Source organism: Candidatus Limimorpha avicola (genome assembly GCF_056978975.1).
Map to the genome: position 1 here is coordinate 67,840 of NZ_DBMCYK010000006.1, position 23,831 is coordinate 91,670.

Genomic DNA, 23,831 nt, shown 5'->3' on the forward strand with positions numbered 1-23,831 from the left:
TGTTAATCAATATTGTTTATAAGGATTTTTTGTTATATGGACAAAATGCAATTGTTTTTAAATTTATATTATATTTTAAAATCAAAAAGATAAATAATTTGCATCAATGACATTAATGATTTTTATCAGTCATTTCTAAAGATAATTATTTACATCAATAAAAAAGTTTGGATTTTCAAACAAAAGAGTCAAAATATTTGGATTGTGTTATAAATTGAACTATCTTTGCCACGTACTCAAAAGGTGGTGTCCGGTAATTAATTTGCCGTGTCTGAGATCATACACATTGAACCAGTACAGATAATGCTGACGCTGGGATTTTTGATGCGCTACTCTATGGCAGGTTCCGTGCCGCCTCTTTTGAGAATATAAAAGAGGAATATGAATCAAGAAGATTGTTGTAACACTATTGTCAGAAAGAAACATTATGCAGTAGGTTTGTCTATTGCAGGGTCTGACCCTTCAGGCGGTGCCGGGATACAGGCAGATATCAAGACCTTTTCTGCTCTTGGTGTATATGGTGCGGCTGTCATTACAGCACTTACTATACAAAACACTGTAGGAGTACAATATGTACATCCTGTTCCGCCTCAAGTGGTTTATGACCAGATTGTTGCTGTAATGTCCGATATAAGACCGAGTGTCGTCAAAGTTGGCATGGTAAATGACGTTCTTACTCTTAAAGCCATTGTAACAGCTTTGCGACAATATAAACCTTCATTTCTTATAGTTGACCCTGTCATTATGTCGAGCAGTGGCAAACAACTGATGTCGGATGATGCTATGGCACTATTAATAAATGACATGTTGCCTGTAACAGACTTATTGACTCCCAATATTCCTGAAGCTAAAAGACTTACCGATAACAATGATTTATCCGGTGCAGCCATAACATTATTGGAATATGGTGTCAAGGCTGTCTTGATAAAAGGAGGACATTCTACGGATAAGGATAAGACTGATATTTTATTCAGAAAGACAGAAAACGGTATTGTAACAGATTCATACACGTCTTCATCTGTCAACAGCAATAACACTCATGGTACCGGATGCACACTGTCAACAGCCATTGCATCGTTTTTAGCAAGAGGTTGTGATATTTGTCATGCAATAGAAAAGGCAAAGCATTATATCACTGAAGCCTTAAAAGCCGGAGCTGAAGTAGAAACAGGAAAAGGAACAGGTCCATTGAATCATTTTTTCGATCCGGAACCACTTATTATCAAAGATTATGAATAATTTACAGTTTATAACGCATCAGACTGAGAAATACAGCTACGTAGCTTCTGCCCAAATGGCACTTGAAGGAGGATGTAGATGGATTCAGTTGAGAATGAAAGATGTAACAGAAGAAATCTTTGAAACGACAGCAGCTGAGGTGAAAATGTTGTGCCGTCATTACGGAGCTGCTTTTATAATAGATGACAATGTGATGTTGGCACAACGTATTGAAGCCGACGGAGTACATCTCGGCATTCATGACATGCCTGTAGCTGAGGCAAGAAAAATATTGGGCAAAGGTTTTATCATTGGAGGTACAGCCAATACCATAGACGATATTTGCCGTCTGTCTCGACAGGGTGCCGATTATATTGGCTGTGGACCATACAGATTCACCACGACGAAAAAGAATCTTGCTGCTATTTTGGGAATAAATGGTTACAATGATATTATAAGACAAATGCGGGAATATGGCATAAGTCTTCCTCTTATTGCAATAGGAGGCATAGAATACGATGACATAGAAATCCTTCTTTCAACAGGAGTCAACGGCATAGCATTGAGTAGCAGTGTGTTAAATGCCGACGATCCGGTGAAGGAAATGCGTAGAATAGTTGAATTGATGAATAATAAACAACAAATATTATAATTATGGACAATAATGTAAGGATTACTTATCCGGGGTCTGAAAAAGTCTATATGAAAGGCAAGCTTTATCCGGACATACGTGTAGGCATGCGTTTGGTAAAGCAGACCCCCACAGTGACCGTAGAAGGAGGCAACACCATTGAGCGTCAGAATCCTTCTATATATATTTATGATACTTCCGGACCATACAGCGACCCCGATGTGAATATTGATGTAAGAAAAGGGTTGCCGCGTATGCGGGAACCTTGGATATTGCAACGTGGAGGCGTTGTAAGATTGAAAGAGATATCGTCGGAATACGGACGTATGCGTCGTGATGACCACAGCCTTGATTCTTTGCGTTTTGACCACATCTCTCTGCCATATATTGCCGAGGAAGGTAAGCAGGTAAGTCAACTTTATTATGCAAAACAAGGCATTATAACGCCGGAGATGGAATATGTGGCGATACGGGAAAACATGAATTGTGCGGAACTCGGGATAGAGACTCATATCACGCCAGAGTTCGTGCGCGACGAGGTGGCTGCAGGACGAGCCGTAATACCAGCCAACATTAATCACCCGGAGGCTGAGCCTATGATAATAGGACGCAACTTCTTAGTGAAAATAAACACTAACATAGGCAATTCTGCCACTACATCCGGCATTGACGAAGAGGTGGAGAAGGCAGTATGGAGTTGCAAATGGGGCGGAGATACATTGATGGACCTTTCCACAGGCCCTAACATTCATGAGACTCGCGAATGGATAATACGTAACTGTCCAGTTCCGGTTGGTACCGTACCCATGTATCAGGCTATGGAAAAAGTCAACGGTCGGGCCGAAGATCTCACGTGGGAGTTGTTCCGCGACACCTTGATAGAGCAATGCGAACAGGGTGTTGATTATTTCACCATACACTGCGGCATAAGACTGAGAAACATACATCTGTCAAGCGACAGGCTGACGGGTATGGTAAGCCGTGGCGGCAGCATCATCTCCAAATGGTGTCAGATGCATCAAAAAGAGAGTTTTCTATATGAACATTTCGATGATATATGTGACATCCTGGCACGTTATGATGTAGCGGTGTCTTTAGGCGACGGTCTGCGACCCGGCAGTATATACGATGCCAATGACAAGGCACAATTCGCGGAACTCGACACCATGGGAGAACTTGTTGAGAGAGCTTGGGCAAAGAACGTTCAGGCTTTCATAGAAGGTCCCGGTCATGTCCCCATGCACAAGATAGAGGAGAACATGCATCGTCAGATAGAGAAATGCCACAATGCTCCATTTTACACTTTGGGACCTGTAGTCACCGACATAGCTCCCGGCTATGACCATATCACGAGTGCCATAGGAGCAGCGCAGATAGGTTGGTTGGGCACCGCCATGTTGTGTTATGTCACACCTAAAGAACATCTTGCACTTCCCAACCGAGAAGATGTACGTGTTGGAGTGGTGACATATAAACTCGCGGCACATGCTGCTGACATCGCCAAAGGGCATCCCGGCGCCATGATACGTGACAACGCTCTCAGCAAGGCACGCTATGAGTTTCGTTGGAAAGACCAGTTCAACTTAAGCCTCGACCCGGAGAAGGCTCTCGAATATTATAAGACTGCCAATCATGTAGGTGGCAAATACTGCACCATGTGCGGACCTAATTTTTGCGCCATGCGCATAAGTCAGACTTTAGATAAGGAATGTAATGAAATTTAAAAACATAAAACATAAGTACAATGATTGAGAAAAAAGTATCACAAGGTATCATAAACACCTATTTCAACAAGTTGGAAAACAACTTAGACCTCGATGTCGCTATAGTTGGTGGAGGTCCTTCAGGCATAGTAGCAGCTTATTATTTGGCAAAAGCAGGTCTCAAAGTAGCGCAGTTTGACCGTAAATTGTCTCCCGGCGGCGGCATGTGGGGCGGCGCCATGATGTTCAACCAGATAGTAGTGCAAAAAGAAGCTCTCGAAATAGTTAAAGAATTCGATATCAACTTCAAGCCTTATGAAGACCTCTATGTGATGGATTCCGTAGAGAGTACTTCCGCTCTTCTTTACAAGGCGGTACATGCCGGAGCCACAATATTCAACTGTTATTCTGTTGAGGATGTTGTATTTAAAAACAATGTGGTGAGTGGCGTGGTGGTAAACTGGACTCCGGTGCTTCGTGAAGGCATGCACGTGGACCCTCTCAACATCATGGCTAAATGTGTAATCGATGGTACCGGACACGACAGCGAGATGTGCAAGACGGTTGCCAGAAAGAACGGAATACGTTTAGCTACCGAGACAGGTGATGTCATTGGAGAACGTTCTTTAGACGTTGAAGCCGGTGAGGCTGAGGTGGTGAACGGCACCAAGGAGATCTACCCTGGACTGTATGTATGCGGTATGGCTGCCTCGGCAGTAAGCGGAACTCCACGTATGGGACCTATCTTCGGTGGAATGCTGATGTCAGGCAAAAAAGTAGCCGACTTGATAATAGCAAAATTGAAAAAATGAAATGGATAACAATAACCTCTCCGTCTTTTTTTGACGGAGAGGCTTGTTTCCTGCATCGTCTCTTCGATGCAGGTATAGATACTCTTCATCTTAGAAAACCGACCTCTTCATTGGAAGACTGCCGCCGTCTGCTCGATAAGTTGTCCCAAGATGAATTGTCAAAAACGATAATACATGATTTCTTTGAATTGACATTTGATTATCCGTTGAAAGGCATTCATCTTAACAGTCGCAATAATATTATTACTGTTGATTATCATGGATATGTCAGTCGTTCATGTCATTCTTTAAAAGAAGTTGTACAATATAAGCCGTATTGCGGTTATATGTTTCTAAGCCCTATATTTGACAGTATTTCCAAACAAGGCTACCTTTCGACTTTCAGTGAGACAACCCTCGATGATGCTGCAAGTCAAGGTATTATCGATGATAAAGTGATAGCTTTGGGAGGTGTTGATATTGAAAAATTGCCACTTCTTAGAAGATGGCATTTCGGTGGTGCCGCAATGTTGGGCTGCATTCTTAATATAGCATCTCTTCCTGTTGCACAACAGCAACATAAATTACGCGAAATTTATAATGCGTTTCATAATAACTTTTAACTGTTTTCAAAAATATCATTTTGCTTGTCTTTGATAGCATAAAATAACATATCTTTGCATTGCAATGATTGTTGTTAGGTGGCAAATACGAATGAAGTAGATGTCGAAACTTTATGAACGTCATTACATTATTATTATTTTACCATTTGATTGCAACAATAAAAACAGTCATTTTGTGTTATTATTAAAAGTCATATCACACCATGAAAAAGAGTTTTATCCTTATTATATTATTGATTACAAATATATTATACGTTTTTTCGCAGAATGCTATTGGCGAATGGTGTACACACACGCCAGGGCGTAAAGTAATATGTGTTGACATCATGAACGATAAAATATTTGCTGCAACTCCATACGATGTGTTTTATTTTAATAAGAATGACAACAGTATAAGGTCTATCAACAAAGTCAACGGCCTTTCCGATTTCGGAGTCAATGTGTTGAAATATAATGAGACCGAAGGTGTAATGATGATAGGATATTCCAATGCCAACATTGACATAATTGACGACGGTGATTTTGTCATCAACATTCCGGACATAAAAAATAAAACCATCTTAGGCAATAAAACCATTAACGACATATATTTTAACGGACATTATGCCTATCTCAGTTGTGGTTTTGGTGTTGTGGTTGTCGATATGAATCGTTATGAGATTAAAGATACTTATATTATAGGTGATAATGGTACTTATATGAATATCAATGATATTACAATATATCAAGATAAACTGTATTTGGCAACCGATATAGGTATTTATTACGCCGATGTCAACAACGATAACCTTGCAGACTATTCTCAATGGACACTTGACACAAGTTTGCCGAGACCTAATTCTGCTTATACTGAAATTGAGACTTTTGGCGACATTCTTTTGGCATATTTGAACACAAACAATACAAATATGACATACTTCTACAATGGTGAAGAATGGAAAGTTCTTGAAATGGAAAATGACAATACGCATAGAGAAATACGTGCATATAGTGACAGAGTCGTTTTTGTAAATTCCGACAAGGTCAATGTTTACAGTAAAAGCAACGATCTTATAACATCATTGACATTTTATTATCCATATTCGGCCGCGTTTGACAGAAGTTCGAACAACTACTGGGTGGGAGACAATGATTATTCATTGATAAAATGTACTGAGAGTGGCGAAAAGACGTATTTTGAAAAGAACGGACCATATTCCAACAGGGTCTTTCAAATCAAGGCAAGAGGAGAACAGGTTTGGGTCGCTTCTGGAGGTTATTCAAGTACATGGGCAAAACTTTATATCAGTGATGGTGCTTTTGTCTATGACAATAACAAATGGGATTTTCTTAATCCTTGGAAATCAAGTGCATTCGATTCTATTTCAGACATAGCCTGTACTGCCATAGACCCTGTTGACCCCAATAGAGTTTATCTCGGCTCCTACGACAAAGGTATCATGGAGTTTTATAATAAACGGCTTGTTGACATTTACGATGAAACCAATAGCAGTTTGGGTAAGCTTTTGGGTTATGACTTTGTTTATATTACCGACATGGATTTTGATAGCGATAACAATCTTTGGGTTGCCAACAGCAGTACGGACAACCTTTTGTCCGTTCGTACGCGCAACGGCGACTGGCATTCATATTATATTGGCAACGGTGGCGGAAATATCAGTAGAATGATTGTTGACGATAATGATTACAAGTGGGTGCTGAAAAGGGAAGGAGAGCTTATAGTATTCAATGATAACAATACCTTGAATAATACTGACGACGACAGATATAAAACTATAAAAAACACCTCAGGACAGGGAGGCTTGCCCGGCACAGTAAACTGTATGGCTGTTGACAATAGCGGTACTTTGTGGGTGGGCACTACTGATGGTGTAGGGTTGTTTCGCAATACTGCCAACATCTTCAATAACGATGGCAGCAGCTACGATTGTACACGTATTCTCGTGCCTCGTAATGACGGAACCGGACAGGCGGATTATCTCCTTTCAGGAGAATCTATACTTTCTATTGCTGTTGACGGCGCAAATAACTTGTGGTTCGGCACTACAAACGGAGTGTTTTACATCTCCAACAATGGACTTACAGAATATTTGCACTTTACCACCGAAAACAGTCCGTTGTTATCCAACACTGTCAAAGATATTGCTATAGATAGTAACGGCAACGTATATTTTGCTACCGACAACGGCATTATTTCATATAGAAATACAGCTACAGAAGGAGGAATTACCAATTCTGATGTTGTGGTTTTTCCAAATCCGGTAAGAAGTGATTTTACGGGATATGTTGGCATCAAGGGTCTTGTCTCTGATGCTTTGGTAAAAATCACTGCCGTTGACGGCAGATTTGTAACGCACCTCAAGGCTCAGGGAGGACAAGCAGTATGGGATTGTACCAACATCAATGGTGAAAAGGTACAACCCGGCATTTATCTTATCTTCTCAACGGATACTACCGGTAAGGAAACTTATGCCACAAAAGTGCTTATCATGAAATGATATGAGAAATATCGTAAAGACACAAGCCGTAGTGATAAAGTCTATCAAATACGGAGACAGTAGCCTTATTATCAGATTGTTAACTAAGGACTACGGGATAAAGTCTTATATAGCAAAAGGAGTTTTCAACAAAAATTCTAAAGTGAAAGCTGCCTATTTTCAACCCATGACGATAATAGACATCATTGCATCACAATCCGGAGGAGAACTCGACCTTATTAAAGAAGTGTCTTTGACTTATCAATTCAAAAGCATACCTTTCCATATTAATAAAAACACCATTGTGTTGTTCATGAGTGAGTTATTATACAAATCCATAATAGAAAGCGAGACAGATCACGATTTGTTCGATTTTGTTACAAGTTTTGTCATATCGCTCGATGAAATGGAAGAGGGTTATAATAATTATCCGTTGTGTTTCAGTGTTTTGTTAACACGATATTTAGGTTGTTTCCCCAACATGCAACATTATTCAAAAGGATTGTTATTTGATATAGATGAAGGTTGTTTCAGAAATGAAAACACTCGTATGATAAATTTCTTAAATGCAGAACAAAGCATGATATTGTATGATATTTGTTGTGGGACAATACAGTTTTCTGTCAATAAGAAAGACAGACGAGAACTTATGGATGGGATAATGAAATATTACAAGGCACATGTTGCCGGTTTCAAAGACATCAATTCACACAATATTCTCAGGACGGTTTTGGATACGTAAAATACAGTTGTTTTATCATATTCTGATAATTTACAAAGTCTTGTTAATAAAACAATTATTTTGAGTGATGAAGGCAGAAAAAAGTTTAGTCCCGATCTGAAAATACTGACCGGGACATTATGGTTTTTACTATTATTGGGTATTTATCAAAAATGCTTTAACAATTTATTATTTTGATAGTCAATGTATTAGCTTAAAAGTTAAAAATTGTTTCTGATATTTCTCAATGAATAATGTTTTGAAATAGAATTGTTTTTTGACGCATTTTCAACTTTAAGTAGAAGCATATTGATATTTTACAAAGGTTCGTCTTTTTTCAAAAGAAAAAGTATTTATACTGCAAACATATAAGAATATCAATATGTTGATTGCTGTTTTATGTTTTCTACTATTTCTATTAATTCATTATCAAGTTCATCTTTTGAAAGGACTGTGATATAAACATTTTCGAATGAATTGTTTTTTAGCAGAACAGGCAGTTCATTTAAATCTAAATATTTTAAGGATTCTTTGATGTTTTGATTATTTGAAGAATTGTCTTTGTTCTTAATATCTTTTATCTGAGAGACTAATTTTTCATTGGGCTTGGAATTAAAGTTTACAATAGCAATTATTTTAAAATATTCATTAATATTATCTTTGAGAGTTTTACATGCTTTTTTGTTGGGATTTTTTAATTTATAGGCATCATTAAGGATTGCAGTAATTTGGGCGGCTCCGAATTTCTTGTCATGAATCGGATTGTTGCATTTGACTTCTACAAGTATATTAGGGTTGTCTATTTTAATGTCGAATCCGTTGGAATTTGCTTTTGTGGCATCAATATTATTAAACAAATCTTGTTTTTCAGGGTCTTGGAGATTTAATATAGACGCTATTTTTTTTGCAATGGCTCTGGTTGCTATTAACGTCATTATGTTGTTGATATTGGAGAACACACGTTTTAGGTTTGTCAATTTATCAATTGTAATGTTTTCATAAACATCATCTTTGTTTAATGAATTGATAAAATCAGTGTAATTTTTAATTAAATCTTTTGATCTTGAATATAATTTGTTTTCCATAGATTTTAAATTGTTAATGTATGAATGATTTAGTTTTTTTAATATATCAACAAAATTAATAAATATTAAACAAATAGTCAAGAATAATATTGAAGAATTTTAAAAATTTATTTATAATTTTTATTAAAAAATATAAAAATACTATTGTATTTTGGGAGAATATATAGCATATATGATTTAAAGAAATGTAGCAAATTTGTATTTTTTTTTGGTATGTTTTAATCGCATGATTTTACAAAGGCGTAAAACATATTCAAAAAAGCGTGTTTTTCAACAATAAAGTAAGTTTATCGATATATTGTTATGTCATTGAGTTATGACAATACCGAGTCTGTCGTTGATAATGCTTTTTATTTCGTCCAATTCTTTCTTTTTTTTGAGCAGTATCATCAAGTCTTCGTCGTTGTTTGCAGCGGCTATTTCTTTTAGCAACTCGGCTCGACGTTCTTCAAGAATCATGTCTTTATATCTTAATAGGGAAGATGATATTGTTTGCAGCAGAAGGTCGTCTTCAGTAGTGACGAAGATGTTGTGGCGTTTCCAGTCGTCCAATTTGTAGTTGGATAACAGCAAGTTGGATGCGTAATTTGACATTGCTTCGTCATTATTTGTAGTAAATATGTGATAGTCTGGTATATTCTCGTTTTTTAGAAATTCATCGAATGTGTTGAATATCTGTTTATTCAGCTCGTCTTTAAATATAAGTCTGTCATTTTTCAGGTCTTCAATAATAAGGGAGGCGACACTGACAGGAACAGTCTCGACAGAGCCGTTTTCTTGTGTCATTTCTAAATTAATGAATTTGTTCCCGTGGTTAAGAAGCAGTCTTACGAGTTCTTTCTCCTGACAAAGACTTTTGTTTTGCAAGTCGTCTTCCGGATTGTGTTGTTCCCGGACAGTGATAGGTTCTACTTCCGGCAGTTCCTGTTCGGTTTTATGTATTTTCCCTATTTTTGCACGCAACAATTTGTTGAGTTCATTCATCAGGGTTTGTTCCGCAATGTCGAGCAATTGGCTACATTTTTTAATATAAGTAGCTCTGTAGATGGCATCCGGTATCACAGACACTGATTCGAGTATATCTCGTGTCACCTCGGCTTTTTTAACAGGGTCGTTAGTGGAATCTTTTAAGAGCAATATGGTTTTAAACTCAATAAAATCTTTGGCATTGTCTTTGAGATATTGTTCCACAGTAGTGGCAGAGTTATGTCTTGCGAAAGAGTCCGGGTCTTCTTCAGGTGGCAGCACCACCACTTTGACATTCATGCCTTCTTCGAGTATCATGTCAGTGCCTCGTAAGGCAGCTTTCAGACCAGCGGCATCGCCATCATACAACATAGTCACGTTTTTTGTATAACGGCTTATCAAAAGTATCTGTTCTTTAGTCAAAGAAGTACCGGAACTTGCCACGACGTTCTCAAATCCCGCCTGATGCATGCTGATAACATCCGCGTACCCCTCCACAAGGATGCAGTTATCTTGTCTTATAATCTCGTTTTTTGCAAAATAAATCCCGTAAAGTGTCTTGCTTTTGTTGTAAATCTCTGATTCCGGCGAATTGAGATATTTAGCCTTGGTTTTGTCATTGGTTAGTATTCTTCCGCCGAAACCGACAACTTTACCGGTGAGATTATGAATGGGAAATATCACACGTCCCTGGAAACGGTCGTAAAGACGTTCTTCGTTGCCTGTGCATAAGCCGGTTTTCAACAGAATATCTTTTGAATAACCGTTTCTGATTGCATGTTGTGCGAAGGCGTCTTTATTATCAAGGCAAAAGCCGAGTTGAAATTTGTTGATTATAGCATCTTTGAAGTCACGTTCATAAAGATAACTCATGCCTATGGCATTGCCTGTTTCGTTGTTATGCAGTATGTCGCTGAAATATTTTTGAGCGAAGCTGTTGACATTGAACATTTCTTCGCGTTCGCTTTGTAACTTTATCTCTTCCGGGGTCTTTTCTTTTTCTTCTATGATGATACCGTATTTCTGTGCAAGATAACGCAATGCTTCAGGATAAGTATAATGCTCGTGTTCCATGATGAAACGAACAGAATCGCCTGCCTTGCCGCAACCGAAACATTTGAAGATGTTTTTTGCCGGCGATACTATGAATGAAGGGGTCTTCTCCTTGTGAAACGGACAAATGCCTACATAGTTGCTACCGCTTTTACTTAATGATACGAACTCCCTAACTACCTCTTCAATGCGGGCGGTTTCAATGATGGCATTTATGGTCTCCTGTGGTATCATCGCATTATATTTTCTGCAAAGATAATATTTTGACGCTAATGGAAAGTTTTTAAAAGATTAATAATTGGTGTTTTTATAATGACGTATTTGCTGTTTGAATGACCTAAACAAATACGGATTCACAGATGATGTGATATTTTGTTCCCTCAAAATACAAAAATAAAACAGCATGCTATCTTGTATGTCAGTATAAAGGACTGAGGTCTCCAAATATTTCATGGCAGAGATCTTTGCAGTATTGCAGACAAAATGTCGAGTCTTTTTTCTTTGTCTCATTCATTGCTGCAAGAGCATCGGTATAATCTTTCAGTTTGTATGTAGTAGCATTTTTTGGACCGTATCTGAAATGTGTCACCACAGGTTCTACTCCGTAGTCTTTTATCACTACCGTACCATTGTCATCGCGAGTCAGAGTAACTTTTGCCATCGCACCTATCATACGGTTGGGTGTCATGTTGGCATTGATAAAGTTGCCTATTGAATAATAGACGAGTGCTTTATTGTCTTTTTCGTCCTCGAACCATTCCACAGGTTGTATGACATGAGGATGTGTACCTATAATGAGGTCAGCGCCATTTTCTACCATCAACTTGGTCCATTTTTTCTGTTCATCGGATGGTGTATGCATGTATTCCGTGCCCCAATGAGGACATACTATTATGAAGTCAGCTTCTTTTTTGGCATTAGCGAGGTCGGTTATTATTTTTTCGGTGTTCAACATGCTGACGGCAAACGGCATGTCTTCAGGCAATGGAATACCGTTGGTACCGTAGGTATAGTTGAGAATGGCGATACGCATACCGTCTTTTTCATAAATATAGCGATTTCTGTCATAATCATTCTGATTGTCATATATGCCGAGGACTGCTATCTCGTTATGGTTAGTCCTCCAGTATTGCAGGCAGTTGTTTATGCCTTTTTTACCTTTGTCCAAGGCATGGTTGGTAGCATGAAGCACCACATCGAAGCCGGCAGTCGTGATGGCATCTCCCACTTCGTAGGCGCCGTTGAAGACAGGATATCCGCTGATGCCGAGTTCTCTGCCGCCAAGAATGACTTCCTGATTTACAATGGCAAGGTCTGCCGCTTCAATATCTTTTCTTACCATGGCAAATATATGGTCATAATTGTAAGTGCTGTCATTGATTTTTCCGCTGTTTGAAATATTTTCGTGAAGCAATATGTCTCCGACCATAATGATTGAAATTTCTTCATTGTTTGAGGTGTTGGATACTTCTTCTTGTATATTATTGATTCTTATTTCTTTTTCAGGTGTTCCGGCATAACAACTTAATATAAACACCCATATTACGATGATGATTAACTTCTTTTTCATGTTTTTTGTTATGTTTCGTTTCAGACAACGGGAATTATATTGTTTGACTTAAATTCGAGTGTACAAACTAATGCTCTTATATAACTATCTAATAATCAGTCTCTCAGCATGACTTGTTCCGTCAGGTGTTATGATTTGCAACAGATAAATACCTTGTGTCAATGTTTCAATGTCGAGTTTGTAATGTTGTTCTCCCGGTTCCGAATCAGGATGGTCTCTCAACATTGTCTGTCCCAATGCGTTGAATAATTTTATCTCCACTTTGCCATGACTTTGCTGTTTAAAGCTTACATGAAGGTTGTTTGAGGCCGGGTTAGGATACATCTTAAAATCGATGATGTCAGCGGAGATATCTTCCACATCCCATCTGTCGTCTATGGATATCCTCATGGTAATAGGTAGATGGTCTGAGTTGTAATACAAGGCGTTTGCTACTTCCTGAGGCACTGCATCATTGCCGGAAGCGTTGATGCTTCTGTTGAAATGGTTGCCGTCCTGTCCCAATGCCATGTAGCTGTCTTCAACATACCTCACACCGTTTCTGCCTGTTCTGATATTCTCGGACATCATGATAAAATCGAACCTGTCATCCATACCGCCGCCTGTACGGCAGGAGTTACCTGAAGCGTTAGTCGATTGGGTATGGTAACGGGCAAAGGCACCGTTGTTGTTCCAATCGCCGACACCATCGTCTTCTATTGGGTCGATAAAATAGGAGTTGGGGTATAAACTGCTGTTGGTCAATATCTTGTATGCGTCTTCATCGGCGCTGTACAAGTTAAAATCACCCATGACGAGGACATTGGCATCAGCGCAGTAGTTCCTCAGATAATTCATGGTATTCTGAGCCATGAATTTGCGTTTTTCCTCGTTGTCGCTGCCGGTGCCCGCCTTGAGATGGGCAATTACGCAATACATGAATATGGTGTCACCTTGTTCCAAACTCTCTGTATTGAAATACAGTTTGTAAACGTCTATATCTCTGATATAGTTTTGTGCTGTTTTATGACTTGTCAATGTCATTTTGCGTGAATCATAAAAAATGGCATTAACGAGGTCTGAAGACGCATGGTTTATTGTCTCGGTAGTTTTCCAATAATTTACTCCGTTGATATTCAGGTTATTATTTAAAAAACGTTCCGGTAAGGATGGGTCTGAACCGAATTCATTGACAGTAAGCAAATCCGGGTTGTATTCCGACAATATTGTCCTTATATAACCATCTTTGTTGTTGACATTGTTGTTCGAGGATGTACAGAAACTGCTGTTGACGCCATAGTGCAATAAGTTGTATTGCATTATTTTCAGTGTTTCTTGTCCTTGTGACAGAAAGCATGACAATAATAACAGCGTAACGATAGCGAGTTTCTTCATGGCAGATGTCATTGTATTCTTTTAAGCATGCTAATCTCGGCAGAAGTAAGAAATCTCCAATGTCCGCGTGGCAGGTTTTGTTTGGTTAAACCGGCGAACATCACTCTGTCGAGTTTCACCACTTCATAGCCGAGGCTCTCGAAGATACGGCGCACTATATGGTTGCGTCCGGAATGTATCTCTATTCCTATTTCTCTTTTTGTAGGGTCATCTACCACCCAGCTGATGTCATCCACTTTTATAGGACCATCTTCTAATACGAGACCTTCCTGTATCTTGGCAAGGTCGTTTTTTGTCAATGGTTTGTTAAGTGTGGCATGATACAGTTTCTTCACCTCGTGGCTGGGGTGTGTCAAAGTCTTGGCGAGGTCGCCGTCGTTGGTGAGCAGCAGCAGGCCTATGGTATTTCTATCGAGGCGACCGACGGGATAAATACGTTCTTCACAAGCGCCTTCTACGAGTTCCATCACGGTATGGCGTTCGTATGGGTCGTCTGATGTAGTTATGACACCTTTAGGTTTGTTCAGCAGTACATAACGCAGTTTTTCTCGTCTCAGCGTCTCGCCTCCGTATGACACCTTGTCTTCAGGACCTACTCTGACGCCTAATTCTTTCACCACTTCTCCGTTTACTGTCACGGCGCCGGCGAGTATGAGGTCATCAGCTTCGCGGCGAGAGCAGATGCCGGAGTCGGCGAGATATTTGTTAAGACGTATCAGTCCGGTGGCTTTCGGTCTGTCATGCAACGGGTCTTTCTCTCTTCTTCTGAAGCCGCTGCCGCGACGTTCTCTGAAATCTTTTTCTTCTCTTTTGAAGCCGCGTCTGTCGTCATCATCGAATCTGTCAAAACGGGCTGCTCCGCGTCTATGACTATGTTGTTCCTCGCCACGGTTGCGGAAGGTCTCTCTGTAGTCACGTCTGTCGTCTCTGTCTTTTCTGAAACTCTTTCTTCCGAAGTCACGACTATCGTCTCTGTCTCTTTTGAAGTTTCTTCTTTCAAAGTCATGATTATCATCTCTGTCTTTTCTAAAACTTCTTTTCTCAAACCCACCTCTTCTGGAGTTTCTATCTTCAAAATCACTTTCTCTTGAATCAAAACGAGATTTTCTCTCTAATCTGTCATCTCTTCTTGTTTCAAAATTTCTTCTTTTCTCATCGCCATCCCGGCGTGATGCTTTTTCTTTTTCAAACTGTTTTAGTCTTTCATCGCTGAATCGTCTTACCTCGACAGTTTTCCTTTTTGTAATGTGTTGACGTTTCCCCGTTCTTCCTTCTGAATTCATCTTTCAAAAAATAAATATTAATCAATTGATTTGGGCGGCAAAGTTACTATTTTTATAGATATGACAGAACGTTATTTTTATTTTTTTCTTGTTGTCGTCACATTATTTATTCCATCATATCTTATTTTTTTTCATCATATAAAGTTTTATAAAAAAAATATTTAAATTTGCATTGTTAAATTTGGAAATTAAAGAACTATGGACTTATCGACTAAATATTTAGGATTAAAGTTGAAGTCTCCTGTAATAGTAGGAAGTTCCACTTTTACAGGCAGTGTAGAAGGTGTTAAAAATTGTGCTGCTGCAGGTGCCGGTGCTGTCGTCTTGAAATCTTTGTTTGAAGAACAGATTCTTGCAGATATCAAAAAAGAAGAAGGTTATACCGATATTTATGATGCCATGCCGGATGCTCATCGATATATGACAACATTTCTTCGTGGCAATGAAATAGAATTGTATGTAAAATTGATAAGAGAATCCAAAAAAGCTGTAGATATTCCGGTAATTGCAAGTATTAACTGTACGGATTTGGGAGAATGGACTGCTATAGCAAAAGAGTTTCAGGATGCAGGAGCCGATGCCATAGAATTAAACATAGCAATATTTCCTTTTGACAGGAATGTTAAGGCTGAAGCTATTGAAGATGAAGCTGTTGCCATCCTTAAAGCTGTTAAGAAAAGTGTCACAATACCGGTCTCGGTGAAGATAGGATCTCATTTTACCAATATCTGTAACTTTGCTTTCCGTCTTGCACAGGAAGGAGCCGACGGCTTGGTGCTTTTCAATCGCTTCTACAATACTGACATTGATATCGAGACTGTTAAGGTGATTCCGGGTAATGCACTCTCAGTGCCGGAAGAGAATAGCGACACACTCAGATGGATATCTCTGTTATCTTCTCAGAAGATACCTTCCGACCTGTCGGCATCTACAGGAGTTTTTTGCGGTAATGCCGTAGTAAAACAACTGCTTGCAGGAGCCTCTTCTGTTCAACTTTGCAGTACTTTGTATAAAAACGGATTGTCTCATGTCTCGACTGTGCTGTCAGAGTTGAAGGATTGGATGTCACGTCATAATTACAACACTGTCAAAGACTTTAAAGGACTTCTCAACAGTGATGACGATGTAAAGGTGTTCGAACGCCTCCAATATCTCAGAAGAAACTATGATATGAATTGATATTTTGATCATTCTGTAAGTAATAATGTAAAATAAATTGTTGAATAATAACTAATCTAAAATTAAATTAATATTATGAAAAAGTATGTTTGCACAGTATGTGGTTATGTCTATGACCCTGAAGTAGGAGACCCTGACAATGGTATAGCTCCCGGCACTCCTTTTGAAAAGTTGCCTGAAAGTTGGTCATGTCCACTATGTGGAGTTTCAAAAGAAAATTTTGAAGTACAAAACTAAAAATGTATAATGGATACAAACGCATTATTTAAAATAGGTTATGGACTTTATGTCTTGACGACAAACTATGAGAATAAGGATAACGGATGTATCATTAATACTGTAATGCAAATCAGTGATTCACCGTTACGGATCTCCGTGACGGTGAATAAACTGAATCTTACTCATGATATGATAAAGGATTCCTGTGTCTTTAATATCTCCTGTCTTACTGTTGATACTCCTTTCGAAATATTTGAGCGTTTCGGATATCATTCAGGAAGAGATACAGATAAATTTAATGACTTCGACAATCTTGTGCGTACTGCCAACAATGTACTTTGTGTCCCTCAGTATTCCAATGCCATCATCTCGTGCCGTGTGGTGAAATCTATAGATTTCGATACACATACCATGTTTATAGCCGAAGTGGTGGACTCTAAAGTGTTGTCCGATAAAGAATCTGTAACATATCAGTGTTATCAGGATAAAATAAAACCTAAACCTGAGAAGACAAAGAAGAAAGGCTGGAGATGCAAGATATGCGGCTGGGTTTATGAAGGTGAAGAACTTCCGGCAGACATAATATGCCCTATATGTAAACATGGAGCTATCGACTTTGTTCCTTTAGAATAACTAAAACTGTAATTATGAACCATATTAAATTAGCTGATAATGTCTATTACGTCGGCGTGAACGACCGTAGGACAGAACTTTTTGAGAATCACATGGAGTTACCTAACGGTGTCTCTTATAATTCATATCTTATTGTTGATGATAAAGTTACTCTCATAGACCCGGTAGAACAGGGCTTTATGTCGGAATATCTTTTCAAGATAAAATCCATTCTTGGAGACCGTAGAGTAGATTATCTGATTATCAATCATGATGAGCCGGATCATAGCGGTGCTGTAAGTGCAATAATCAGGGAATATCCTGATGTTTGTGTCATTGGTAATGCAAAGACTTTCGGTCCATTAGAAGCATTTTACGGCTGTATAAAGAATAAGAAGGTGGTGGCTGAAGGCGAGATTTTGTGTACAGGACAACATACTTTCCGGTTTTTTATGGTTCCTATGGTACATTGGCCTGAGTCGATGGTGACTTATGAACAAAAGACGAAAATAATATTTTCTAATGATGCTTTCGGAGGTTTTGGTGCGCTTAACGGTGTCATCTTCGATGATGAGGCGAACCTCGATTTTTATGAGGATGACATGCGCAGATATTATGCTAACATAGTCGGCAAGGTGGCAGCCATGGCTCTTAAAGCGATACAGAAGGTTGGACCTTTGGATATCAGCATGATAGCACCTTCACACGGGTTGATTTGGCGTAGCAACCTCGCCTGGGTGGTAGAACGTTATGCCAAATGGAGCAAACATGAAGGTGAAAACGGAGTGGTGATAGTTTATGGCTCCATGTACGGTAATACCGGCAGAATGGCAGACATCGTGGCTCGAGGTGTGGCGGAATGTGGCATAAAAGATATACGTGTCTATGATATCTCCAAGACAGAAGTATCGTTTATAATGAGTGATATATGGAAATATAAAGCTGTCGTTCTTGGCGCTGCGTCGCATTATGGCTGTGTATTTCCCAATATGAGTTTACTTCTTCATGAACTCGTTGAGTTTAGACCTCATAATAAAGTGTTCGGTATCTTCGGAGGTATGAGCTGGAGCGGAGGAGGAGTTAAGACAATAATGGCTACTGCCGAATGTGCTAAATGGAACGTCATTGCAGACCCGGTCGAGGTGAAAGGTGCTCCTATACGCGAAGAGGATATTGATAAACTCTATAACCTTGGTAAAACGATAGGTATGGCAGTGTTGCAAAATAATTAATATGTCATGAAGAAAGTTATCGCCTTGGTGGCGCACGATGCCAGAAAGAAAGAGTTGCTCGAATGGGTGTCTAAACATGTCAACAAATTGAAAGGCAATGACTTCTATGCTACCGGTACAACAGGAAAGTTGTTATCCTCCGTACTCGATAACGTACGTTGTTTGAAATCGGGACCTCTTGGTGGCGACCAACAACTCGGCTCACTCATCTCAGAAGGGAAAATAGATTATCTGATCTTTTTCTGGGACCCTATGACAAGTCAGCCTCATGATGTAGATGTCAAGGCTTTGCTTCGTCTTAGTGTGTTATATGACATACCGACGGCTTGCAACAGAGCTTCTGCCGATTTCCTGATAAATTCCTTGTTGTTTGGCGACCCTGATTATCAGCCGGTGGTGACAGATTATTCGGATTATCTCAACAGAGTGTTGTAATTATTCATATTGAAGGTAAAATTTGGTAGAGATGTCATAATATGGCGTCTCTACATGTTTTTAATAATATATCGTTGTGTTTCAGGGAAATATATTTTCTTGAAAAACTTGACGGGTCATCCTATTTTAACAAGGTGCAATTCAAATGAACTGCACCTTGAGTTTAAGATATTTATAAGAACGATTAATGTCTTGCTGCTATGAGCAAGTCAAGCATTTTGATAGCTGAATCTGATATCACAGTTCCTGGACCGAATATTGCCGCTGCTCCGGCATCATAAAGGAACTGATAATCTTGTGGAGGTATTACTCCACCTACAACTACCATTATATCTGGACGTCCAAGTTTTTCCAATTCCTGTATCACCTGTGGCACGAGCGTTTTATGTCCTGCCGCCAAACTTGACACGCCGAGTATGTGAACATCGTTTTCGACAGCCTGACGGGCAGCTTCTGCCGGTGTCTGGAACAATGGTCCCATATCTACATCAAAACCTATATCGGCATATCCTGTCGCCACTACTTTGGCGCCACGGTCGTGACCGTCTTGTCCCATTTTTGCAATCATGATACGAGGACGGCGTCCTTCTATTTTAGCAAATTCTTCAGCTTTGGCAACAGCCTCGGCGAATTTTTTGTCACCTTTAGTCTCCATAGAATAAACTCCTGATATAGAACGTATTACAGCTTTATAACGACCAGCCACCTTCTCGCATGCCATAGATATCTCTCCTAATGAGGCACGACATTTTGCGGCTTCTACAGCCAATGCCAACAAGTTGCCTTTACCTGTCTTTGCTGCCTCAGTGATGGCGTCAAGACAACGTTGCACATCGGCTTCGTTACGATTGGCTCTTAAAGTGTTGAGACGTTTGATTTGAGCTTCTCGTACTGCAGTATTGTCAACCTCGAGAGTCTCTATGGGATCTTCATGGTCGAGGCGGTATTTGTTGATACCTACTATCGTCTCGCGTCCCGAGTCTATCTTGGCTTGTTTGCGTGCTGCTGCCTCTTCTATACGCATCTTGGGCAGGCCTGTCTCTATGGCTTTCGCCATACCGCCCATGGCTTCTATTTCCATGATGTGTTCCCAAGCTTTCTCTGCTATCTCCTTAGTCAGAGACTCTACATAATATGAGCCTGCCCATGGGTCAACGACTCTGCAAATATTGGTCTCTTCCTGTATGTATATCTGTGTGTTACGTGCTATACGTGCTGAGAAGTCTGTCGGCAGTGCTATAGCCTCGTCGAGGGCGTTGGTGTGCAATGACTGGGTATGACCGAGAGCGGCACCCATAGCTTCTATACAGGTACGGGCTACGTTGTTGAACGGATCTTGTTCTGTCAGTGACCAGCCTGAAGTCTGAGTATGAGTACGCAATGCCAATGACTTTTCGTTCTTTGGATTGAAAGTCTTGACAATCTTTGCCCACAGCATACGAGCAGCACGCATCTTGGCAATTTCCATGAAATGATTCATGCCGGACCCCCAGAAAAATGACAGACGCGGTGCAAAGGCATCGATATCCAACCCCGCCTTCACTCCGGTACGTAGATAATCCCATCCATCGGCAAGTGTATATGCTAATTCAATATCTGCCGTGGCACCCGCTTCCTGCATGTGATATCCGGAAATAGAAATGGAATTGAACTTTGGCATGTTTTGTGAGGTGAACTCGAAGATGTCGGCAATGATACGCATGGAGAACTCCGGAGGATAAATGTAAGTGTTACGCACCATGAACTCCTTAAGAATGTCGTTTTGTATGGTGCCTTGCAGTTCTTCGTATTTGGCTCCTTGTTCCAATGCTGTCACTATGTAAAATGCTAAGATTGGCAATACAGCGCCATTCATCGTCATGGAAACGGACATCTTGTTGAGTGGTATCTGGTCGAACAATATCTTCATGTCCTCAACCGAGCATATACTGACACCAGCCTTTCCGACATCGCCCATGACTCTCTCATGATCAGCATCATAGCCTCTGTGAGTGGCAAGGTCGAAAGCCACTGACAGACCTTTTTGTCCGGCTGCTAAATTACGACGGTAAAAAGCATTGGACTCTTCTGCTGTAGAGAATCCTGCATACTGACGTATCGTCCATGGACGCATCACATACATGGTGGAATAAGGTCCTCTTAAAAATGGCGCTATACCGGCTGCATAGTTCAGATGTTCCATGTCTTCCAATTCAGCGGCTGTATATGCCGGACGCACCATGATATGTTCAGCTGTCTCCCACTCGGGATTTACATTATGATTGACTTCCCAAGCCTTGTTACCCTCATTCTGCGGTATAACGTTGATATTTATGTTTTTGAAATCCGGTTTCATCGTTTTGCTCCTTATTATTTAGTTATACCTAATTTTTTCTGAAAACTTTGCAAAGTCTCGAGGACGTTGCTTTTTACATGTATGAAATATTCCATGCCGGCTTCTTTGAGTATGTCGGCAGTACCTGCAGGATTACCGGCAAGTACCACTATGGTATCATCTTGTAATTCTTCAAAGATACGCAAAGCATTGCCGTCGCCGTATTCTTCGTCTGAAGAACAGATTACTACGATCTCCGGCTTGAGGTTCAATGCGGCTTTTATGCCGTCGTCTAATGTCTTGAATCCGGCATTGTCGATGATTTCAAATCCTGCACAGGCAAAGAAATTGGATGCAAACTGCGAACGCGCTTTCAGCATGGCGAGGTTGCCGTATGTGAACATCCACGCCCTCGGACGCTGATGTGTCTTGCTGTAAACATCAGTGGCATAACGCAACTTCTCGAACTGCTGTGCCACACGGAATGTCACTATGGTGTCAACCTCGGCTTTCTCCTCACGACGGTCGTTGGCTTCAAACACCCACTGCTCCGGCACGAACTTCATGGATTCCGTGAAGTTGGGATATTGATTGGTGCCTAGTATTATCTCTTTTCTTGTCGCCACGTTGTTGAAACGTTTTGCGGCGTTTTCTTTTATCATGTTCTGTATCATGCCGCTGCGTACTGCTGCAAGATAGCCTCCTTCTTCCTGTATCTTGAGGAACAGGTCCCATGCTGCTTTACAAAGTGATACTGTGAGGTTTTCTATGTAATAAGAACCTGCCGACGGGTCTGCCACCTTGTCGAAATGTGACTCTTCTTTGAGTATCAGCTGTTGGTTGCGGGCTATACGGTCGGCGAAGTCACTGCTGTTCTCGTAAGTGCTGTCGAATGGCGTCACGCTGAAAGAGTCAACGCCGCCCAACACTGCCGACATGGTGCCGGTGGTAGTACGCAACATATTGACGTATGCATCATATAAACTCATGTTGATGAGTGCATTGAAAGCATGGATGCGCATCTTGCAGTTCTCGTCGTCGGCACCGTAAGCCTTGACGATGTTAGCCCATAAAAGTCGGTAGGCTCGCATCTTGGCCATCTCCATGAAATAATTCTGTCCTACTGCCACATTGAAACGCATCTTGGGTGCTATCTCGTTGATGTTGAGTTCTCTGTCTGTCAACTTGTTGAGATATTCCGCGCCTATCGCCAAAGAAAATGCCATCTCTTGTGTAATGGTGGCACCGGCATTGGTGAAAATATGACTGTTGACGCCAATGGTCTGAAATCCTGGAATCTCTGCCTTGACTAAGATGTAAGCTAACTCCATGTCGGTGTTCTCTGTGACGAACCAAGTTCCGCGGCGTATGTATCTTGTCAATGGGTCATAGTTAAGTGAACCGTGCAAACCGGGTATCTTGGATAACATCTCCAAAAGCGGAAGATGATATTTGTTGTTATAAAAACTGAGTTCTACTTTTTTGGCGTCAATGCCGTTCAACAGTCCGGAGATCTCTATGGTGTCATAGAGTTTGTCGTACTCCAATTTAAAACTGATAGCTTCGGCTCCTCTGCTGATGGCATCGAGTGCCTTTTTGTTGGCTGTAGCGTAGTCTGTCACGGTAATATCTTGACAAACAAGCCAATTATTGCCTTTCTCTTTGTTTCCTCTTATATATGGAAACTCATCGGGCAAAGCATTTATCCATGCTACCGAGTCTAAATTTTCTGAACGGTAATAAGGTCTGACGCTAAAACCTTCCGCTGTTTTCCAGACTAATTTCTTGTCATAATCGGCTCCTTTGAGGTCTTTTTCTATTACTGATTCCCACTGTTCCGTAGTTATTGGTGGAAATTCCTCAAAAAGTTTCTTTTGATCACTCATATTATTTTGATTAATTTCGTTCCTGATTTTTTTTGCAAAGATACAGTTTTTTTAATATGGAAACCAATAGAATAAGAATAATAATACACTGTCTTTTTTTTGCCGGAAAAAACTTTTTTCCCGTTTGTGGAAATCTGTCTTTTATTTTTGAAGTTTTATCTTGTAATGGAAGTTAATATATTTTTAGAATAAGGATATATTTTTATTTCATATTAGTTGATTTATATTATATATTTTAAATCAAAAATCTTTAATTATCATTGATAATCATATTTAAAATTTTTTAAATAACACATAAAATATTTAATTTAAGCTGTTTTGTGTAATTTTGAATATTATAATGTGGAGGGGTACGCGGCGAGGGTAAAGTGTCGTTAAAAATGTTAAAATTCATTTTCAATTTAATAATGATACAGTAATTATTTCTTAAAAATAGTTAAAAATGCTGATTTTTGTATT

At 39.8% G+C, this 23,831-nt stretch carries 19 protein-coding genes; 12 read left to right on the forward strand and 7 right to left on the reverse strand.

The features are described 5' to 3' along the window. Window positions 1-381: 381 nt before the first annotated feature. The 7 genes from thiD (at window position 382) to recO (ending at window position 8,185) form a co-directional block, all read left to right on the forward strand. Window positions 382-1,239: a bifunctional hydroxymethylpyrimidine kinase/phosphomethylpyrimidine kinase gene (gene thiD, locus ACZOVS_RS04390; RefSeq protein WP_483996009.1), complete on the forward strand. Its 858-nt coding sequence runs from the start codon at window positions 382-384 to the stop codon at window positions 1,237-1,239. Beyond that, complete coding sequence (locus ACZOVS_RS04395) at window positions 1,232-1,870, forward strand: thiamine phosphate synthase (RefSeq protein ID WP_483996010.1); 639 nt, start codon at window positions 1,232-1,234, stop codon at window positions 1,868-1,870. Before thiD ends, ACZOVS_RS04395 begins: the two co-directional genes overlap by 8 nt. 2 nt (window positions 1,871-1,872) lie before the next feature. Next, window positions 1,873-3,573: a phosphomethylpyrimidine synthase ThiC gene (thiC, locus tag ACZOVS_RS04400; protein WP_483996011.1), complete on the forward strand. Its 1,701-nt coding sequence runs from the start codon at window positions 1,873-1,875 to the stop codon at window positions 3,571-3,573. A gap of 20 nt (window positions 3,574-3,593) precedes the next feature. Then, window positions 3,594-4,364 carry a sulfide-dependent adenosine diphosphate thiazole synthase gene (locus ACZOVS_RS04405; protein WP_483996012.1) on the forward strand — a complete coding sequence of 257 codons (771 nt, stop codon included), beginning with the start codon at window positions 3,594-3,596 and terminating at the stop codon, window positions 4,362-4,364. Next, window positions 4,361-4,966 carry a thiamine phosphate synthase gene (locus ACZOVS_RS04410; RefSeq protein WP_483996013.1) on the forward strand — a complete coding sequence of 202 codons (606 nt, stop codon included), beginning with the start codon at window positions 4,361-4,363 and terminating at the stop codon, window positions 4,964-4,966. Before ACZOVS_RS04405 ends, ACZOVS_RS04410 begins: the two co-directional genes overlap by 4 nt. A 203-nt stretch (window positions 4,967-5,169) precedes the next feature. Continuing rightward, on the forward strand, window positions 5,170-7,464 hold the full coding sequence (gene porZ / locus ACZOVS_RS04415) for a type IX secretion system anionic LPS delivery protein PorZ (protein ID WP_483996014.1): 2,295 nt from the start codon (window positions 5,170-5,172) through the stop codon (window positions 7,462-7,464). A gap of 1 nt (window position 7,465) precedes the next feature. Continuing rightward, window positions 7,466-8,185, forward strand: a complete 720-nt coding sequence (recO, locus tag ACZOVS_RS04420) for a DNA repair protein RecO (RefSeq protein ID WP_483996015.1) — start codon at window positions 7,466-7,468, stop codon at window positions 8,183-8,185. 356 nt (window positions 8,186-8,541) lie between these two features. On the opposite strand, the gene ACZOVS_RS04425 is transcribed toward recO, so the two are convergent. The 5 genes from ACZOVS_RS04425 to ACZOVS_RS04445 form a co-directional block, all read right to left on the reverse strand. After that, a complete protein-coding gene (locus ACZOVS_RS04425; RefSeq protein WP_483996016.1) occupies window positions 8,542-9,249 on the reverse strand; it encodes a hypothetical protein in 708 nt (235 codons plus the stop codon). Between the two features lie 306 nt (window positions 9,250-9,555). Further along, complete coding sequence (gene dnaG / locus ACZOVS_RS04430; protein ID WP_483996017.1) at window positions 9,556-11,502, reverse strand: DNA primase; 1,947 nt, start codon at window positions 11,500-11,502, stop codon at window positions 9,556-9,558. Window positions 11,503-11,686: 184 nt separating this feature from the next. Beyond that, a complete protein-coding gene (locus ACZOVS_RS04435) occupies window positions 11,687-12,838 on the reverse strand; it encodes a CapA family protein (RefSeq protein ID WP_483996018.1) in 1,152 nt (383 codons plus the stop codon). An 84-nt stretch (window positions 12,839-12,922) separates the two neighbouring features. Beyond that, entirely contained in the window at window positions 12,923-14,212 is a 1,290-nt protein-coding gene (locus ACZOVS_RS04440; protein ID WP_483996019.1) for a T9SS type A sorting domain-containing protein, read from the reverse strand. Window positions 14,213-14,220: 8 nt separating this feature from the next. After that, window positions 14,221-15,495, reverse strand: coding sequence for a pseudouridine synthase (locus tag ACZOVS_RS04445; protein ID WP_483996020.1), 1,275 nt, complete (start codon window positions 15,493-15,495; stop codon window positions 14,221-14,223). 198 nt (window positions 15,496-15,693) lie between these two features. On the opposite strand from ACZOVS_RS04445, the gene ACZOVS_RS04450 reads away from it, so the two are divergent. The 5 genes from ACZOVS_RS04450 (at window position 15,694) to ACZOVS_RS04470 (ending at window position 19,172) form a co-directional block, all read left to right on the forward strand. After that, complete coding sequence (locus ACZOVS_RS04450; RefSeq protein ID WP_483996021.1) at window positions 15,694-16,674, forward strand: dihydroorotate dehydrogenase-like protein; 981 nt, start codon at window positions 15,694-15,696, stop codon at window positions 16,672-16,674. A gap of 75 nt (window positions 16,675-16,749) precedes the next feature. Continuing rightward, entirely contained in the window at window positions 16,750-16,911 is a 162-nt protein-coding gene (gene rd, locus ACZOVS_RS04455; protein WP_483996022.1) for a rubredoxin, read from the forward strand. Window positions 16,912-16,920: 9 nt separating this feature from the next. Then, window positions 16,921-17,526: a flavin reductase gene (locus ACZOVS_RS04460; protein ID WP_483996023.1), complete on the forward strand. Its 606-nt coding sequence runs from the start codon at window positions 16,921-16,923 to the stop codon at window positions 17,524-17,526. 14 nt (window positions 17,527-17,540) lie between these two features. Next, complete coding sequence (locus ACZOVS_RS04465; RefSeq protein ID WP_483996024.1) at window positions 17,541-18,737, forward strand: FprA family A-type flavoprotein; 1,197 nt, start codon at window positions 17,541-17,543, stop codon at window positions 18,735-18,737. A 6-nt stretch (window positions 18,738-18,743) separates the two neighbouring features. Beyond that, the gene (locus ACZOVS_RS04470; protein ID WP_483996025.1) at window positions 18,744-19,172 is read left to right on the forward strand and encodes a methylglyoxal synthase; all 429 of its coding nucleotides are present in this window, start codon (window positions 18,744-18,746) and stop codon (window positions 19,170-19,172) included. 184 nt (window positions 19,173-19,356) lie between these two features. Here ACZOVS_RS04470 and scpA read toward each other — a convergent pair whose 3' ends face one another. Both scpA and ACZOVS_RS04480 read right to left on the reverse strand, forming a co-directional pair. After that, complete coding sequence (gene scpA / locus ACZOVS_RS04475; protein WP_483996026.1) at window positions 19,357-21,507, reverse strand: methylmalonyl-CoA mutase; 2,151 nt, start codon at window positions 21,505-21,507, stop codon at window positions 19,357-19,359. A gap of 14 nt (window positions 21,508-21,521) precedes the next feature. After that, window positions 21,522-23,372, reverse strand: a complete 1,851-nt coding sequence (locus tag ACZOVS_RS04480) for a methylmalonyl-CoA mutase family protein (protein WP_483996027.1) — start codon at window positions 23,370-23,372, stop codon at window positions 21,522-21,524. Window positions 23,373-23,831: the final 459 nt, after the last annotated feature.